Genomic DNA, 18,989 nt, shown 5'->3' on the forward strand with positions numbered 1-18,989 from the left:
GGAATGATGTTAATCACCACGCAAGCCGTATCTTTCAAGCCTACATTGTCCTTCACTTCGTAACAGAATCCATCTTGACCCGTTACTCCTGGATTTGGCGTATAAGTAAACGTACCGTCTGGGTTCAAGCTCACCGTTCCTTTCGTCGGTGGCGTCACTGGCGTCGTTGTTACCGTCAATGGTCCACCTTCTGGATCATCATCGTTGGTCAACACATTGCCCGTGAACGGCTTATCCTGTGGCGTTTCAGCGATATCGTTTGTCGCAATTGGTGGTAAATTGACCGAACAAGTCGTTCCTGTATTGTCATAATTACTCTTGTAAACGTCAGCAAAGTTGATGGCATTTCCAATGTAGTTATTGTAATCACCAAAAAGCATTCCTGGCGCATCTGACTGCGGGTCAGACGTATTTTCAAAAAGTCTCACGCCCGCTACGCAATTACCAGTAAGAGAAAATTTGAAAAGCATTTTTTCTTGCCCCGTTGTCCATGACATTGGTGCACCAGTCGTAGAAATGCCGTGAAAATCCGAATTAGGTGCCGCCGTTGGAGCATAGACGGTTGAATTATCTGCCCAAACTCCACCATTGACTGACGTAATCGTCAATTTTGCATCTGCTATACTCTTGGGAAGCACGACTGTAATTTGAGTCCCACCTCCCACGTTGAACACTGCCGCCGAAAAATCGGGTTTACCATATACTTCGTATTCACTCGTTGTGGAGTTGAATCGAATGGTTGTTTCTACTTTCTGAGCCATTGCTTGAACGCTCACAAAAAGCCCCCCGAACAAGATTAAAAGATATTTTATCAATCGTTCCATAATAATTAGTAGGGTAAGGTTTAAGGGATTTGTTCAAACATGTTATTGAAGTTGTACAATTGTCCAATGTTCAATCGGTACAACAAAATGTTGTTCTGGATGTAAATGATGTCGTTGTTTGCACCCGCATACTTTACTTTTCCATCCATGTTGATATCCCCCTGTTTATAACCTATGCCATTGTTGAAGTTGTAAGGGAGTGCCGCAAAATCCACCAAAATCTCATTCAATGGTTTGATCAAATCCGTATTGGCACCATCATACTTCAATCGGAAATCAGATACTGCATTTCCAGCCCACAACGCCTTTTTACCTGGCAAGACCGTTGTGTTCATTTCAACTCTGTCATAGTTTAATGTTAAAACATTGGGTCGGTTCCAGACATTCGAACTATCCATCACCGTAAAATCTACCAACGTCCCAACGGTTGTCATTGGAATCGCTTTGTTGGTCATTACTCCGAGGTGATTGCGATGTTTTACCGAAACAAAGTAAGAAGTACTCGTTAGTCCCGTAAACGTCAATGCTGACGTTCCATCTACGGGTGACACTACATCTCCGTCTCTTTGTACCAATCCTGAAGCCGTTTGAAGGACTACGGTGGAGTCAGATTTTGAGCGTAATTCCACGAATACCCAATCGACAATCGCATTACTCGTTCCAACGTTTGCACCTAATACCGCAGCCGTCGTTAGTTCTCCTCCACCTTTCAGGTGTTTAAATCGAACACTTGTTAGTCCAAGGGAATCATTTAGCGCAGTATATGGCTCTTTTAAAGGAATCAAATTCAACCTACGTAAGTCATCACGCATCAAGCCATCGGTTGTTGCATATAATGCTCCTTGTAAAAGTACTTTCAGTACCAGTTTGGCCACTGGAGGAGGCAAAATCGTTAACGTTACCGTAGCTGAATCACATTTTACAGGTGTTCCACTGTCGCATACTTTATAAGTAAAAACATCACTACCAACAAACCCTGTCGTAGGTGTATAGGTGTAAGTTCCATCTGCATTAAATACCACCGTACCATTTGTTGGCGACGTTAACTTTGTAAAGCTCAACGGGGTATTATTATCAGGATCAAAATCATTTGTTGCCACCGTTCCGCTCACTGGCGTATTCATCGAAGTTACGTTAGCATCGTCCACTGCCACAGGAGGCTTATTGCCAATCAACGGTGTTGGTAAAATCGTCACCGTCACCGTCGCTGTGTCACATAAACTTGGAGTCCCATTATCACAAATACTGTAGGTAAATGTGTCCTTACCAATGTATCCCGTTGTCGGTGTGTAAGTATAGGTACCATCGGGGTTTAACGCAACCGTACCATGAGCAGGATCCGTCAACTTCGTTGGTGTCCCCAACGTACCATTAGGGGTTCCTGTTGGATCTGGATCAACGTCATTGGCTTTGACTTTAATAACAACCGCCGTATTTAAGTACGTTTCGGTCGCATCATCTGCCGCAATTGGCTTGTTGTTTTCAACCGTTGGAGCTGGTAAAATATTGATAGTCACACAAGCGGTGGACTTTAAACCTGCATTGTCCGAAATTTCGTAACAAAACACATCCTGACCCGTTGCTCCTGGATTTGGCGTATAGGTAAATGTACCGTTGGCATTCAGTACCACCGTTCCTTTGGTCGGCGGAGTCACGGGAGTAGTCGTCACCGTGAGTGGCCCTCCTTCTGGGTCACGGTCGTTGGTCAACACATTACCCGAAACTGGCTTGTCTTGTACGGTATTGAAGATGTCGTTAACAGCAATTGGTGGTAAGTTAGAATTGCTACAAACACGGTAATGAATTGAGTTCGACACTTCGTAACAGCTATCCAATTGCGTGACTTTTGAATAGAGCACATCTCCAACGACAAAATTTATTGGCTTGGTTCTATACACAGCTACAACCGCATAATATCCCGTATCGACTGCGGCAAATGAAGCACTGCTACTGATGGCCTTTATTTTGTTGGTTGTTTCCTCAATCAATACGTAGGTGGTCGTCACCCCTGCGGTTGTACTTGGATTGGCAGTAAAGGTAATCGTAGTGGGTGCTGTCGTATAATCACAAGCACCACAAACTCGGAAGGCAAGCGGAGTCGAATACTTCAAACAACCACTCGTACTATATACCTCCGTAATTCTTTTTCCAACCGTTGCATCCTTCAAGGTATCGGCATAATAAGCGCCCACCACGTAGTAGTTACCCGCATTCACGCCCGTAAAACTTGGCCCTGTGGCGTTCGTTTTCACGATTTGGCCATTCGCCATGTCAACCAAAAAATAGGTTTTTAGATAGCCCGCTGGTTCATTGGTCACCGTCAACGTTACATTGGCAGGTGCGGCATTGTAATCACAGGCCGTTGGCGTAGGAGGCAATGGAGGAATGGGAGATTCACAATCGTTAATTTGCACCGCGACCGAATCGGCGGGGCTGTAACAATTGGCTACTTTATGGTAGTACAACGCATAAAATTTACCACTTGCACTCACCGTAAGATCGGTAAGCGTATCAGAAGGCGAGGTTGGCACTTTATGGGTACTCCAAATCAGCGTTGTTCCCGCTGGTTTAGTGCCTGTATTGGTTAACGTAGCCAACAAAACCGTCGTTGCTGGACATGAGTTCAACAACGAAGTGGCCGTAATCACGGGAGCAACAGTACCTGCTGGACAATTACATACGTTAATAGTAACAGTCACTGAATCGGCAGGACTGTAACAGTTATTCGTCGCGTCAAAAAATGCGGCATAGTATTTCCCTGCCCCCAGCCCTGAGACATCACTTAGCTTGTTAATCGTTGTGGCAACTTTAGAACTGTGCCACGTAAGGGTTGTATTTGCGGGTAAATTACTGGCCGTAATCGACCCCAAATTTACTAACGTAGCTGGACATACGTTAGACTTTAAAGTACTACTCAACACTGGTGAGGCTGTACCTGCCAAACAAGGCGTGTTACAATTGGTAGCAATGGCCACAATCCCAGCGTTTGACGTGGTATAACAACCTGAAGCGTCTCGGTATGCGACAAAATAAATAACGGGGGTTGAAGTAGGTGTCACCACCGTGTTCGAAATTCGGTTGGCATCTGTCGCCACTGGATCGGTGTGAAAAGTAACAACCGAACCCGTAGGTTTTCCCGTGCTGTCCACCGAGGCTTTTAAATCGACGGTTGTTGTGGCACAGGCATTGGTGACAACCAGTATAGGGGTGGGCTGACTGTAACAGACAGGACTCCCGCCCAAATTATAAACGGCATAATACAAACCTGGTGCGACCGCTTGCGCTTGGGCACTTGTCATAAGGTTTGCGCTCCCCACGGGCAAATCGCTGTGCCATTCGAAGGTCGCCCCCGACGGCACGCTTGCTGGCTGATATGCTGTAATATTCACTTGCGGTGTTTGGGAATGCACTTCCCCAAACACCGCAAGCAAAAGTACCATACAGCACCCAACTGCCCTTTTTAAGATGAATAATTTATTTCTCATGTTCATATCATTTATAAGGGGCAACTGGTTTTATTTCTTCAACATCGGACCCACTGATGGTACACATTCCAGCGTCCAAACATCGACAATGGCTTTTTTCGACTCTTTTGTCAAATCGGCTGCACAACTACCCGCCTGCCCAATCGTAAATTGGAAGGCATTGGTCAACGTGCTACCATCGTAGTTAATCGGAATGTGTAACGTCTGAACTCCCGTTGCTGCGACTGTTAAACTACTAAACCCAGCGGGCAAACTCATCCCTGATCCGCTGACCGTAATGGGTGAAAACAAACCTGCGGTAGTGACATTGACCGTCACCAACAGCGACAGCTTTGAAGGTGTCCCTTGTACTGGGGCTGGGTAAAGTTGGGTTTTTGAGCAATCGATGGTGCCCGCCGCGGGGGCAGGATCTCCCAAAGGACCACCCGTACCAGGGCTGGTGTTACAACTCAACAATAGTTCATTGGCAATAGGTACAGGGAAGAACGTAAAGTACGAACTGGTTCCATCATTACCATAAGATGTTTTTCCAAGCCCAGCATTAGCAGCTAGCTGCCCAACAACATACCCCCGTCCCGACTGCGATATAACAAAAAACTGTTCAGCGATGCTACTACCTGATTTAATCAGTTTTTTTGCCCCTGCATAGTTCACCGCCTCATAGGTCCACGAGTACCGCGAAATTGAGTTAGCACTAAGCACATCTTTACAGTCATCAGCAAACTCCCCTACCTCTCCTATTGCTTTTTCGCCTTGAAAATTGACCAACGACAAGAAGTTCCCCGCATAAATGGTATTTTGAATCCTCGTATCGTTTTTACCCGTCCAATACACTTTTCCGTTGTCGCCAGCCACAAGCGTCGCGGTATGATAATCACTTCCAAACTCCCTCCCCCACATAATGTCCATTATTTTCGTCGCTCCTGGGGGCATAGCCATCTCTACAAATTTATTCAGGTAAAACAGTGAATCTGTACCCGTTGGGTTGCGTTTGAATTCATCCGTAGCTGTAGGAACTGTTTTCAAAGGAGCAAGCACGTAGTTCGTATAATACGCTTCTGGTTTGGTATAGGCAGCATCAATATATCGCTTTGAGATTCGCCAAACCCCCGCCGCATAAGCCTTGCCACTGGCCGCAATGGCAAAAGACGTTGCATAATTATCTAGTTTAGCCACTTTGATGTCAATAATATCTTCTCCCGCAGGAAAAGGGACTTCGCGGGGAGCAATCAAGGTTACTTTACCATTCGTTTCGTTCGCGGTGAGGGTCGGAGGAGTTGGAAGTGGGAAAAGCGAGGGGACGCCTGTTGCATGTACACTACCCATTCCTCCAGTGTAGTAAATTTTTCCATCGTTCCCCTTTAAATAAATATTTGGAAGTGCAGTGTTTACCTTACCCACCCATACATTGGTGTATTTGAAACTGGCGTCCGCCCCCGTAGGTTTAGAAATTTCACCGAAAGTAGTGGTGTTTACGGCTCCACCATCACCAATGTGATAGGCTTTTCCCGATGCGCCAATCGCTACCCAATAATAGGAGTTTTTTGCCACGTCAAAATCTACAAATTCGCTCTCTCCTAAAATCGTCAACGGGACTGGCGACCGCTTGGCCCTCGTGGTATCAGAATAACTGGGTGGTGTTCCAAGTGTCCATCCCGCAACCGTTCCGACAAGCCCCGCATTGATTCCCCAAGCGCACATTTTGCCAGAAGCCGTCAAACAAAAGAAAGTGTTCGCGTAATTATAGGTAGCTCCTTCGTAAATCGTCATCCGTACTTTTTTAACGGCTTCGTTGCCAGGCACCAATACTTTATACGGCGTTACCTGATACGAATTCTCAAGGGTTGTCGATGTACCATTCCGATTGGCATGAATCGTAAAAAATAGGTTTGCACCCCAGGTATAGACCCGCCCGTCGGTGGTCAAACCGATGGTTGCCATTGTTTCATTGTTCTTGTAGTGCGACGATATATCGGCCCACGCCAACGAAGAAACGGCCTGTTTGCCCAAATCTGAGCCAAACTGAGCCAGTACGTTTTGCCCAACCAAAAGTGAGCAACAAAACAATAAACTTAACAGCGCACAGCGAAGCTTGTCTCCTGACAACCTCGTCCGTACTTGATTCAAGAGTAAGGGGTAATAAGATGTTCTCATTTTATTGATAAATTTTGTCGTTACGAGTTTTTCAACGTTATCAATTTTCAAAATAGGGTTTCACGTTGTTGCGGAGGTAGTAGTTATTTACTAAGTACGCCTGGCGTAATCGCCGAACAGTTGTTCAAGCTCCACACCCTCGTAATTTCGTTGGAAGGCTTGTTGGTCAAATCGGCCGAACAGCTTCCCGCCTGCCCAATCGTAAATTGGAAAGCATTGGTCAACGCCGTCCCGTCATATTTAATAGGAATGTGGAACGTCTGTACACCCGTCGTCGTGGCCGTCACTTTGTCAAAGCCACTCACCAAGCTCATGCCCGAGCCGCTGATGGTAATGGGAGCAAAATCACCCACCGTTGTGACGTTGATGGTCACCAAAAGCGAAAGCTCCGACGGCGTTCCTTGCACTGGGGCAGGATACAATTTCGTCTTTGAACAATCAATCACCCCCACCCCTGGCGTTGATACGGGTTCACCCAACGGGCCACCCGTACCTGGGCTGGTGTTGCAGCTTAATAGTAACTCGTTGGCAATGGGTACTGGATAGGGTGAAATTGTAAATCCTATTGTCTCCCCAACGGGGTATATTTTTCCAGTACCTGTATTTGCCGTCATATTTCCCACAAAATACCCTCGCCCTGTTTTGGAAATGATACCTACATCTCCATTATTAGCTCCCTCTTTTTGTGAAATCTGAAATAACTTGGCCGCCCCCCTGTAGTTTATAGCTTCATAAGTCCAGGAATAAGGCACAAAAGCATTGGCTTGAAATATATTATTACATAAATCAGGGGTTACGAATGGCCCACTGTTTGTCAATGAAAGAAAGTTACCCGCCATCCAGCTCACATCATCTGGTTCACCCGAGTCCCTGTTTGAGCCACTCCAGTACACCTTCCCATTATCGCCAACAAATAGCGTGTTCGACAAATAGTCTAGCTTTGAGTTAGCTGTTGCATCAACTATTTTAGCCCCTCCAGGCAAAGACGCCACTTCGGTAAATGTTTTCAAGTAATACAAACTATCGTAGGCCGCACCAGGCGTAGCTACTGTAGCCAATTGGGAACCAGGAGTCGATTTTAACGGGGCTGAATACTGATTTCTGTAATATGCCGATGCAACAGTACTCTGTGTACCCTTCCAAGCACCCGCTATATAGGCTTTCCCGCTTGCACTTATAGCAATGGTTACACTCTGCTTACTTCTCCCATCGGATAGTACTTTTATAATATCTTCTCCGACAGGAAAGGGTACTTGCACTGGTACAAGGTTTAATACATTACCATTTGTTTGGTCAGTAGTTCCACTCGCAAGGTCATAAAATGCAGCGACTCCCGTATTGAATTGGTTTAATTGAGCCCCAGTGTAATAGATATTACCATCATTTCCTTTTAAATAGATACGCTTATGATAGGGCGAAATATCTGACGCGTAAATGGGTAACCAAACTTTAGTGTATTTGAATGACGCACTCGCGCCAGCTGGAAAGGGCATAGCTGTAAATGTGCTGGCCTGCCCATTCGCAACTCCAGTACCTGATGCTGAACCACCAATATAGTACGCCTTACCCGATGCCCCAATGGCAACCGCATAATTAAAGAAGTCAAATGTGGTGGCATCAAAATCAACTACACTGGTTTCGGTCGATACTTTTAACAGTTTGGGCGTCCTTAATGCCTGCGCCGTTGAAACCGTTCCTTGAGTAGTAAGTGGCCAGCCAGAACCATACTCGGCGGTACTCAACAAGCCTTGGCTTGAAAAATAGCCACTCCAGTTTAGGGTCCCATTTATACCCCAGGCATATAATTTTCCACTCTGGGTAAGGCAAAAGAATTGAGGGCCTGATGCGTTACTCTGAATAGCGCGTACTTTAATAGGTGTTTCGCCAGCAGGGCTCGGTATAAAATAGGGGGTCGGAATCCATTGTGCTCCAGTACCACCACTCAATGTACCAGTCTGAGTGGTGATGACATAGTTTGTATTTGAACCCCATACATATATCCGATTATCGGTTGTTAGCCCTATAGAATGAGACCCATACTCTGCCCCGTAGTTTGCACCAATAGAAGAAATATGATCCCATGCCAGTGTTGAAAGGGCGGGGGCGCCTATATCAGAACCAAACTGAGCCTGGACAGTTTGCTGCCCAAGAAGTAATAAGTTTACTAATAAATAAACGATGTGCGACCGATAAGGTCTGCCCTCGGGCATCCTTACTAAAAAATGTTTTCGAAGCAAGGGGTAGAAAAATGCTTTCATATACGATACTGTTTTTAAGGTTGCTGACCCTAGGAATAAAATAAAGGAAAAGAGGTAAATAGCTTGAACTTGGTATTAGTTGTTGTGCCTACTTACTTACATAAACTGCACACCATAAAGCACGCTAAAATGACACCAAGAATGCGAGAAGTAACAAGAGATTCAAACAAAATGGCGAGTTAGATAAATGAAATGGCGACATATTCCATTCAACATAAATATACCAAATACAAAGACATTGTACCTAGCAATAAGTTTACCAAGTATTCATTGTATCGGTCATTAAAGTGCTTGATATTACACAAAATGGCGGTTTCTAGCCATGTATATACATCTACATAACATCAATGACAAAATAGGCCAATGACCATAAAAAGCCCCCTTATCAATAATGATGCCATTTTCTAAATAGGTTCATTACCATAGATATACACTGCCATATAAAGACCCAAAATAAGGATTTTATGAGACAAGCCCCCCCGAAGTTTACTTAAAACCTACACTTTCTATTGCAATCAAAAACATACCATTGGTAATTATGTTGTAAAACCTCAGGTTCACCCTTGAAAATGCCTTACACGAATCTGATTTTTAAAAAAATAAGGTGGGATGTACCAAAAATAACATCATTATACCTTCCAAATCGTATGATTTTATGCTAAATTACAAATATACTTTCCTAAAATAATATATAACAAAATGGCTACTTTATACAATGTAATGTCAAATAAGCTTAACATACATACAAAAAGTATATACTCTATATCCTATTTACCAAAAAAATGGACGAAGAATATCTGTATTTTTATTCAAAAAAACATGTTACTTTGTCCCAAAGTGTTAGTCCTATCCTGAACTTACCATTCTTCAAGCATTTAAAGCAGAGAACTTTATGAAAAATTTGGCCGCACTAATTATTGACGACGACCCAGAACAAGCTGATTACCTGAAAAGTATCCTAGAAAAATTACCCATTTTTCTTTCCATCAAAATTATCAATGACTCTACCCAAGGCTATGCCGAACTCCTTGACAACGAGTACGATTTACTTTTTTTGGACATGGAGATGCCCACGTTAAGCGGTATAGAGCTCATCAAATCGCTGGCACTGCCACCAACCATTGTGGTCACTTCCCATCCAGGATATGCTGCCGAGTGTTTTGACCTCGACGATGTGGTGGATTTTGTAGAAAAACCATTTACCGTCACGCGTATCAGCAGAGCAATCCGCAGGGCTATGGAGAAAGTTGTAGAAAAGCTAGACGCAAATACGGTTTATTTTAAGGCAGGACACCGAAATCAACAGTATAAACTTGACGAAATTTTATACATAGAGGCCGATGGAATTTACAGTATGATTTATTTGAAGTCTGGAGAACGAAGCCTTATCAACAGCAATATTTCGGAAGTAGAAAAGCAGCTACAACATACCCAGCTTGTCCGTCTTCACAAGTCTTATATTTATAATTGTATCCATATCGCTTCTTTTGATAGCCGTCATTTATGGATTGGTAACCAAAAATTTGCATTGGGTGTAAGTTACCGAGGTCGTTTGGCTGAATACTTAAACGTTGACCCTAATTTTTAAACCTTGACAATAGGATAGTGATAGCTAAAATAATATTTTTTAGTGTCACTATCTGTAAGCGTATTAATCACATGTCCATACGAGCTTATGTATTCTTGTTTGTACTATTGATTTTCAATCTCTTTTCATTTTCTCAAACTACACCAAACAAGTCAATAAGTAGCTACACAAAAGACACTACTTATATTCGCAGTGTATTAACCAAAATCACTACGCTTTACTACGATGCTCGGCACGACAGTGTTTTGATATACCTTGATAAAATCAGTGCATTTTCAAAGAAGAATAAAATTGAAATTTTTAACCCTGAAATTTACTTTCAATACGGGCAATATTATAGAGGTCATACACAATACAATTGGAATAAAGCCCTAGAAATGTTTAACAAATCTTTGTATTGGGCACGAAAAAGAAAAGACAATGAATTTATAGAAGAAATCAATTACAAAAAACTAACCGTTTATTCTGATATTTTCTTAGGTAGTAGTACTAGCTATGCCAAGCAAGGAAATTTGGTCAAACAATTATACGAAAACATTCGATTTTCTGAAATCTCTAAATCCAAAAAAAGCTTATATAAAACTATTTATCTGTTTAAAGATATATATTATACCTATAAACAAGATTCTAGCTATTACTCATTTTTCGATAAACACCTAAAAGACAACCCATTAACCCCTACATCAATTAATTATCAAATTATATATTTTGGGTATTTTATTTATAAAAAAGACCTAAAAAAGGCAAGGAATTGTTTTGAGGAGTTGAGCAAATTTCACGCAAAGAAAAAACTTAGCGACATGGTGTATGCCTATTATATCAACGATATGATGCGAGAGTCACTCCACTACCCTTCACTATGTTCCACAATAGCTACCCAACTCAAGCCAAGGCTAAATCAACTTCCTGGGAGAACAGACAGCCTTACTTACTATAATAATTTTAGTACGTTTTATTTGATAAGAAAACAATTTAGCCATGCCGAGAACTATAATCAATTGGCAAAAAATTTGATTGATAAGACGCCTAATTTACCTGTCACGTGTCGGTACGACTTTCTAATCAATCAATTATCAATCTTAGAACACAAAAATGAGTTAAAAAAAAGTATTGAAATTTACAAAAAAGTCATTCCTATCAAAGATAGTTTAAATAGTTTATTCTCTGGCTTCAACCTTATTTTGCTTCAAGAGCAAATAGCAAGTGATTTAAAATTGAAAGAATTTCAAAAAGAAATTGAATTAAAAAAATACGAATCTGAGCAATTTCAAATACAAAAGTTCAGAGAATTTTCTGGGCTCATTTTATCAATTGTAGTATTGATAATTTTACTCATTATTATTGGTATTCAAATAAGAAAAAACCGAAAACAAACAAACACATTACTCAAATTAACTTCAACCCAAAATACCCTTTTTGGAGTCATTGGTCACGACTTACGTAGTCCCGTTTTAGCCGCTTACACAAACATAAAAAAGGTTGTCAATAATCCAAAATTAACTGCAGATGAAATCAGAAGTTCGCTTCATTCAAAAATGGTTAGGCTCAACACACTCCTACTAACACTTGATAACCTTTTATATTGGTCTAATAGCCAACAAAAATCTTTTAAACGAAAGCCAGTACAATGTAACTTGCTTGAAATTATAGAAGAGTGTTTAGAATTGCTTGAAACAAATATTGAATTAAACGAGCTATCCATTGTCAATGAAGTTGACCCAACATTAGAATGTATTATTGATGAAAATCATTTTAAAATCATCATTAGAAATCTACTTCAGAACGCCATAAAATTCTCGCCAGCGGGGGGCTCAATAACACTTACTTCAGATACACGACCGCCATTTGTCACCATTTCAGTTCTTGATTCTGGCCCTGGATTTGGCAATACAGGCAATTCTAAGCAAAAAGGTTCGGGTCTAGGACTCACCCTTGTACAATCTCTTTTAGAAATCAATAACGGGGAGTTTGAGACGACCGATACAGCGTATGGGGCACAAGTAACCATCAGCGTATTGAACGCTAATGCATAAACGTTATAATTTTTATTGATACCAAAACCAATAAATTTTATCCTTCAATTCAATTACATACTTTAAATATATCCTTATTTATGCCTCACAAATACCAAGATAATCATTTTGTCATTAACCATAAAGAGCCATTTTATTAAACTTTTTGTACTATTTCGCTATAAAACTTGCCAATTGGTTTAATTTGTTGCTATCTCTAGGTATCTTTGGTACTTACATTGCGTCAAAACTTACAATTATCCAATGTTCCAACCTACTAACTGCCGACGCAATGAAGCCATACACTTTCATGACAACTGCCGCAGAGTCAACCCTTAATGTCAATTTATTATACTCAGACGCTGATTTTGAATGGAATGAGTTTAACCTTCCAATTCTACCCTCGCATCAATGGTTTCAGTACCCATTGCCTAATTCAGGGGCTAAACTAGCCATTGTATTTATCTCACCAACCCCCTCCATTAAGTTTATTGATTGCTCCCTTTATCCAAATCAACCCATTACGTGGTTTGAAGGAGTAGGGCCGCACACCAAGTGGAAAGGGTTCTTTATCGTCACAAAAGATGACTATTTAGAAAAAAGTTTCGCCGTACAAACCAATGAGTTGCGGATGAATCAAACTTCCTATCCGCTCCCCCCTGCCTGCTTTACGTCTCTGTTGGCACTGACAGGCTGGGCCACGGGAGATTTGAAAGAGTTTGTCTCTCCCAAAAAACTTATTCATGATTTTCTACGGCAGGCTTGCTCGTCAATTGACCTCAACAGTCCTTCTGCTCCCACCAATAAGGTAGTAAAGCACTTAGAGGAACTTGTTGAGAATCATCTAGAAGGAGGTTTTTTACCCAAAATTGACGAAATAGCCCTAGAGCTCAACATGCACAAAGTAACGCTCCAAAACAAGTTCAAACAAGTTCACAACAAATCGCTCTACGAATATTATCTTGACCGAAAGCTTGAAAGAGCCTGCGAGCTTTTAAAATATTTTAAAGTACAAGAAGTTGCTGAACGCCTAGGATATACGCAAGCCATTAAATTCATTATTGTCTTCAAAAAACGTTACAACATTACCCCGAAACAGTTTATACAAGGACAATTTTAAGTAGTTGAAAGTATAACAAAAAAATGTCCCAACGCATTTGTGAATGAGTTGGGACATTTTTTTGTATCATGCTTCAAAGCTGTATAAAAAAGGGGCTTTGTGGGCCGCACCCGAGTACTGCTTATCGTGGCGCTTCAGAATCCCTAATCCCAACATTTTACGCTGAAATGCTCCACGGTGAAGTTTTTCACCTAAAATAACTTCATAAACCTTTTGGAGATCACCCATCGTAAAGAATGGTGGTAATAAGTTCATCCCAACAAGTTGTCGTTCTAAGTTGTCGCGTAGCGTTTGTAGGGCTTTACTTACTATATTGGCGTGGTCGAGCATCAATTCGGGAAGGTCGTCTAAACTGTACCAATCACAAGAATCCGAAAGTGCATCAGGCGTAGGAACCACCTCACTGTAATTAATAAGGGCATAATAGGCCACCGAAATAAACCGATCCAACATCCATTCGTACGTCTGGATGGAATGTCCATTGGCTTCAAGAATCGTTTGCATCACTTCGGGTCGAAATCGAGCCACATCTCCAAAGGTATAAAACTGCTCTAGGTAAATATTATCCAAGCCCGTCCGTTCCTTCAAACCTCGGCGTACGGCATCGTTTAGGTTTTCATCCACCTTCACAAAGCCGCCTGGCAAAGCAAAAAGCCCCGTATTGTGGTACTTCGTAATCAATATTTTGAGTTTTTCTCCCGAAAACCCGAAGATAACCGAATCGTAGGCAATGTGTCTTAAATACGCTGTTTGCTTCACTGGTGACTGATTTTTAACCAACAAATGTAAAATTTTTTCAAATAAATAGGATAATTTTCAAAAAGCAACTATTATTGTCACAAAATGAGACAATAAATAAATTTAATCAAAGTTTATGAAGAAATTAGTCTATTTGTTAGGACTTTTCTTAGCTACCCAAATGCCCACCGAAGCTCAAAATAACGCATTTTCGGTGCAAACCACCGTTGAAAATGGCGTCATTGAAGGAAATTATGATACAAAAACGGGCATTCAAACCTATTTTGGCGTACCTTTTGCCAAACCTCCCATTGGCGAACTACGCTGGAAAGCCCCTCAGCCCGCCGATAATTGGAAAGGAGTAAAACAAACCAAACAATTTAGTGCTCGTCCGATGCAAACCGTTGTGTTTGGCGACATGAATTCCCGCTCAAATGGCGTCAGCGAGGACTGTTTGTACCTTAATGTATGGACACCTGCCAAACGTAACACCAAAGATTTACCCGTTCTGGTTTACTTTTATGGTGGCGGGAATGTAGCTGGCGACGCCTCCGAACCACGCTACGACGGCGAAAGCATGGCTAAAAAGGGCGTTGTGGTAGTCACTTGCAACTACCGTTTGAATATTTTCGGATTTTTAACCCATCCCGAACTCACCGCCGAAGCGCCTTACAAAGCTTCTGGTAATTATGGAATGCTTGACCAAGCTGCCGCCCTCAAATGGGTTCAAAAAAACATCGCAGCCTTTGGTGGCGATCCTAAAAAAGTAACGATTGCGGGCGAATCGGCTGGTTCAATTGGCGTAAGTTGCCAGATGGCCTCTCCCCTGTCGAGAAATTTGATTGCAGGAGCCATTGGTGAAAGTGGTGCAGGTATCAACCCAACGATGGCACCCGTTCCGTTGGCAGAAGGTGAAAAACAAGGCGTTGAGTTTTTGCTAAAAGCTGGAATAAAATCCATCAAAGAATTGAGAGGAATGTCAACGCGTGAGATTTACGAAATTTATAACGAATCTCGCCGCTTTGGATTTCCAATTGTAATTGATAACTATTTCTTACCCAAAACATTACCTCAGGTTTTCGCAGCCAAAGAACAAGCGCAAGTGCCCCTCTTGGTCGGCTGGAACTCTGCCGAAATTCCAGGGCAAGCCTTTATGCAAGGACAACCCTACAAAGAAGAAAACTACGTAGCACGGGTAAAAAAAGAATATCCAAATGATTTTGAGGAAGTTTTAAAATTATATCCCCACGGCTCAGAAAAAGAAATTGAACTCTCCGCAACGGCCTTAGCCGCCGACCGATTCATTTCTTACAGCACTTGGAAATGGTTTGATTTGCACCGCAACAACAGTTCGCAACCTGTTTACCGCTATTTATACAGCAAACTTCGCCCTGATTTGGTGGACAAATCGCTGGCATCGGGGTTAGCTGGTGGTACAGTTAGGGCCGACGCCAATGCCCCCAAACCTCCCAAAGCCGTAGGTGCACCACACGCCTGTGAAATTGAATATGCGATGGGCAACCTTCACCTAGTGAAAGAATATGCTTGGACTGCCGATGATTTTAAAGTATCGGATACGATGCTGAATTACTTTACCAATTTTGTCAAAACAGGAAATCCAAACGGGGATAAGCTTCCCAATTGGAAAGCCGCAAAGGCGGGAGAAAGCACACCGCCCGTGATGATTTTGGATGTCGAGTCTCGTACCGAAAGCGCCAAAGACGATGCTCGCTATTTGTTTCTTGACAAAGCGTATAAAAACTAACCTATCTATACTTGGTTGAGTTTACGGTCAGACGATAGTCAGACCGTAAACTCGCCTTCATTTTTTTTACCAATCAAGAACCCCGCTTGTCCTCATTACCAAAGTGAAAAACTATACGAAAAATGAAAAAGCTCATTTTATTCATCACGCTTCACTTATCACTCATCTCTATTCTTAGAGGACAACTTATCGTTCAAACCATCAACGGTAAAGTGGAAGGTTATGCGAAAGAAGATTTACGTATATACAAAAGCGTTCCTTTCGCTTCACCCCCTATCGGTGACTTGCGTTGGAAAGCCCCCCAACCCGTAAAAAATTGGACAGGCGTAAAAAAATGTACCGAATTTTCGGCAAGTCCGATTCAAAACAAACCTCAGCCATTTTACTGTTGGTCTGAAGAGTTTATTGCCAAACCTGAGCCGTTAAGCGAAGATTGTTTGTACCTGAATGTGTGGACACCCGCCAAATCAAAATCAGAAAAACTACCCGTTTTTGTTTGGATTTATGGCGGCGGCTTAAACAGCGGCTCGGCCAATTGCGACATTTATAACGGTGAAGAAATGGCTAAGAAAGGCATTGTTTTTGTCAGCATCAATTACCGCGTGGGTGTATTGGGTTTTATGGCTCACCCCGACCTAACCAAAGAATCGGGCTATCATGCTTCAGGGAACTATGGGTTTCTAGACCAAATCGCGGCACTTAAATGGGTTCAACAAAACATCGCAAATTTTGGAGGAAATCCTGCCAACGTCACCGTTGCAGGCCAATCAGCAGGCGCATTTAGTGTAAATGCCCTGATTGCTTCCCCCTTGGCCAAAGGCTTATTTCACAAAGCCATCCCACAAAGTGGCGGGTTGCTGTCGAACCGTTTGAGTCAAAACCTTACCGATGCGGAAAAGCAAGGGATTAAATTTATGGAAAAAGCCAAGTGTAGTTCCCTCGCCGAATTGCGCAGTAAATCAGCAGACGAACTTCAAAAATTGAGCAACGCCCAAGATGCAGGGCGGTTTGGGGTAACAATGGACAGATACGTCTTGCCCACAGATATTTTGACTCACTTTAAAAACGGCAAACACAACCAAGTACCACTACTTACAGGCTGGGTAACGGGCGATGGCAGTTTTCTAGGTGAAAGCAAAACCACCTTGGAGGAATATCAAAAAGAAGCGCAAACCAAATACGGTGAGAAAGCCGCTGAATACCTGCGTATTTTTCCCGCTGCGACCAATGACGAAGTAAAGGCAATCAAACAAAAACAAACTTTGCTGGGCTTTGCCGCAATGCCTTCGCACTTATTGGCTACTTATACCGACAAACCAACCTATTTGTATCAGTTCAGCCACGTTCCACCCGACAAGCCTAATTTTCCAAATTATGGCGCTTTTCACACCTCCGAAGTTCCGTATGCGTTACATACGTTACACACATGGAACCGCCCTTGGAAAGCAGAAGATAAAAATTTAGAGCACATTATGTCGTCTTATTGGGTCAATTTTGCCAAAACGGGCAACCCGAATGGCCAAGGACTTCCCGAATGGAAAACCTACGACAAAGCCACGGGCAATATTCTTGTGTTGGACAGCAAAACCTATTCGCAGCGAGGACTGTTTAAACGCGAATTTGACTTTTTAGAAGCAAATTAGCGTAGCTTTGGTAGTACAAAAACACTACGACAATGAAACACTTACTTACACTTCTTGCGCTACTTATGGCTTGGGGCTCAAACGCCCAAAAAATTGTTGATTCTCGTCAACGCGAAATCGTCATTAAAAACGTGTCGGTTCTTCCCATGAATACTGAAACCGTTCTCGCCAACCAAACAGTGGTGGTAAAGAATGGGGAGATTGCTGCAATGGGGACAAAAGTTGTTTACGCAAAAGACGCACTGGTCATCGATGCCAAGGGTAAATTTCTAATGCCTGGCTTGGCCGAAATGCACGCCCATGTTCCGCCCGTAGATGACATTGAGCCAATGAAAGAAGTATTGTTGCTCTTTGCTGCCAACGGTGTCACAACCATTCGAGGAATGTTGGGGCATCCACTGCATTTGGAGTTACGCAAAAAAATACAAACAGGCGAAATTTTAGGGCCAAGGCTATACACTTCAGGGCCTTCTTTCAGTGGTGCAAGTGTCAAAACGCCAGAAGAAGGCATTGAGCGCGTAAGAAGCCAAAAACGGGCAGGGTATGATTTTATGAAAATGCACCCTGGGCTCTCCAAAAGCAATTTTGAAGCAGTAATCAAAGCCGCCAATGAAGAGGGCATGACCTACGGCGGGCACGTTTCGTTTAATGTAGGACTTTGGCGCTCCGTTGAGGCCAATTATGCCACCATTGACCACCTAGACGGTATTGTTCAAAGTTTAATCCCACGCTTGGATACCCTTAGCGAAGACGAAGTGGGACTTTTTGGAATGTTTGCTGGACATCGTGCTGATTTAAGCCAACTCAATAAAGCGCTGCAAGCCATTCGTGAACACCATATCTGGATCGTTCCAACCCAAACCCTTGCCGAGCATTGGCAATCGCCCAAACGCTCGGTGGACGACATGCTTGCTGCGCCTGAGATGAAATACATGAGTAAAGCGCAGTTAGCTAGTTGGGCTACGGCCAAACAAAACACCTTTAAAAGTCCTCAATACAAACCTGAGTCTGTATTAAAATACAACGAAATCCGTAAAAAAGTAATCTATGAATGCCAAAAACAAGGGGTTGGACTCTTGTTGGGTTCGGATGCGCCCCAGGTTTTTAGCGTCCCTGGGTTTTCGCTCAAACACGAGCTAACTTACTTGGTTGAGGCAGGACTAACCCCTTACGAAGCCCTCAGAACGGGCACATACAACGTTGGACAGTTTTTTAAGAACGACAACTTGGGTGTCATCAAAAAAGGAGCTGTGGCCGATTTGGTTTTGCTCAATGCGAATCCAATGAAAGATATAAGCGCTGTGGGCGAGGTAGAAGGGGTAATGCTCAATGGCAAATGGCTCTCCAAAGAGGAGATTCAGAGCACTTTGAAAAAATTAGAAAAATAACCATTCAAACACCT

At 42.6% G+C, this 18,989-nt stretch carries 11 protein-coding genes; 6 read left to right on the top strand and 5 right to left on the bottom strand.

Going from position 1 to position 18,989, the window contains the following annotated elements; translation table 11 throughout:
• From K339_RS37570 to K339_RS0116350, 4 genes are all read right to left on the bottom strand, one after another.
• The coding region (locus K339_RS37570; protein WP_169731866.1) for an Ig-like domain-containing protein at positions 1-824 on the bottom strand (824 nt) is incomplete at its 3' end.
• Positions 825-844: 20 nt separating this feature from the next.
• Entirely contained in the window at positions 845-4,309 is a 3,465-nt protein-coding gene (locus tag K339_RS36040; protein WP_169731867.1) for a cadherin-like domain-containing protein, read from the bottom strand.
• A 30-nt stretch (positions 4,310-4,339) separates the two neighbouring features.
• Positions 4,340-6,463, bottom strand: a complete 2,124-nt coding sequence (locus tag K339_RS0116345) for an RCC1 domain-containing protein (RefSeq protein ID WP_157607622.1) — start codon at positions 6,461-6,463, stop codon at positions 4,340-4,342.
• Positions 6,464-6,546: 83 nt separating this feature from the next.
• Positions 6,547-8,721 carry an RCC1 domain-containing protein gene (locus K339_RS0116350; RefSeq protein ID WP_157607623.1) on the bottom strand — a complete coding sequence of 725 codons (2,175 nt, stop codon included), beginning with the start codon at positions 8,719-8,721 and terminating at the stop codon, positions 6,547-6,549.
• 892 nt (positions 8,722-9,613) lie between these two features.
• Between K339_RS0116350 and K339_RS0116355 the strand changes: the two genes are divergently transcribed.
• The 3 genes from K339_RS0116355 (at position 9,614) to K339_RS0116365 (ending at position 13,441) form a co-directional block, all read left to right on the top strand.
• Positions 9,614-10,309 (top strand): LytR/AlgR family response regulator transcription factor, encoded by a 696-nt coding sequence (locus K339_RS0116355; RefSeq protein ID WP_028524556.1) that lies wholly within the window; start codon positions 9,614-9,616, stop codon positions 10,307-10,309.
• A 17-nt stretch (positions 10,310-10,326) separates the two neighbouring features.
• Complete coding sequence (locus K339_RS0116360) at positions 10,327-12,342, top strand: sensor histidine kinase (RefSeq protein WP_211243814.1); 2,016 nt, start codon at positions 10,327-10,329, stop codon at positions 12,340-12,342.
• A gap of 271 nt (positions 12,343-12,613) precedes the next feature.
• A complete protein-coding gene (locus K339_RS0116365) occupies positions 12,614-13,441 on the top strand; it encodes a helix-turn-helix transcriptional regulator (protein WP_157607624.1) in 828 nt (275 codons plus the stop codon).
• A gap of 66 nt (positions 13,442-13,507) precedes the next feature.
• Here the strand turns inward: K339_RS0116365 and K339_RS0116370 are convergent, their stop codons facing one another.
• The gene (locus K339_RS0116370; protein ID WP_037300917.1) at positions 13,508-14,200 is read right to left on the bottom strand and encodes an NUDIX hydrolase; all 693 of its coding nucleotides are present in this window, start codon (positions 14,198-14,200) and stop codon (positions 13,508-13,510) included.
• Positions 14,201-14,315: 115 nt separating this feature from the next.
• On the opposite strand from K339_RS0116370, the gene K339_RS0116375 reads away from it, so the two are divergent.
• From K339_RS0116375 to K339_RS0116385, 3 genes are all read left to right on the top strand, one after another.
• Positions 14,316-15,944 carry a carboxylesterase/lipase family protein gene (locus K339_RS0116375; protein ID WP_028524560.1) on the top strand — a complete coding sequence of 543 codons (1,629 nt, stop codon included), beginning with the start codon at positions 14,316-14,318 and terminating at the stop codon, positions 15,942-15,944.
• Positions 15,945-16,066: 122 nt separating this feature from the next.
• On the top strand, positions 16,067-17,587 hold the full coding sequence (locus tag K339_RS0116380; RefSeq protein WP_028524561.1) for a carboxylesterase/lipase family protein: 1,521 nt from the start codon (positions 16,067-16,069) through the stop codon (positions 17,585-17,587).
• Positions 17,588-17,619: 32 nt separating this feature from the next.
• Positions 17,620-18,975, top strand: a complete 1,356-nt coding sequence (locus K339_RS0116385) for an amidohydrolase family protein (protein WP_028524562.1) — start codon at positions 17,620-17,622, stop codon at positions 18,973-18,975.
• The last annotated feature ends 14 nt before the right edge of the window (positions 18,976-18,989 follow it).

The organism is Runella limosa DSM 17973, assembly GCF_000482465.1.
Lineage (GTDB): Bacteria > Bacteroidota > Bacteroidia > Cytophagales > Spirosomataceae > Runella > Runella limosa.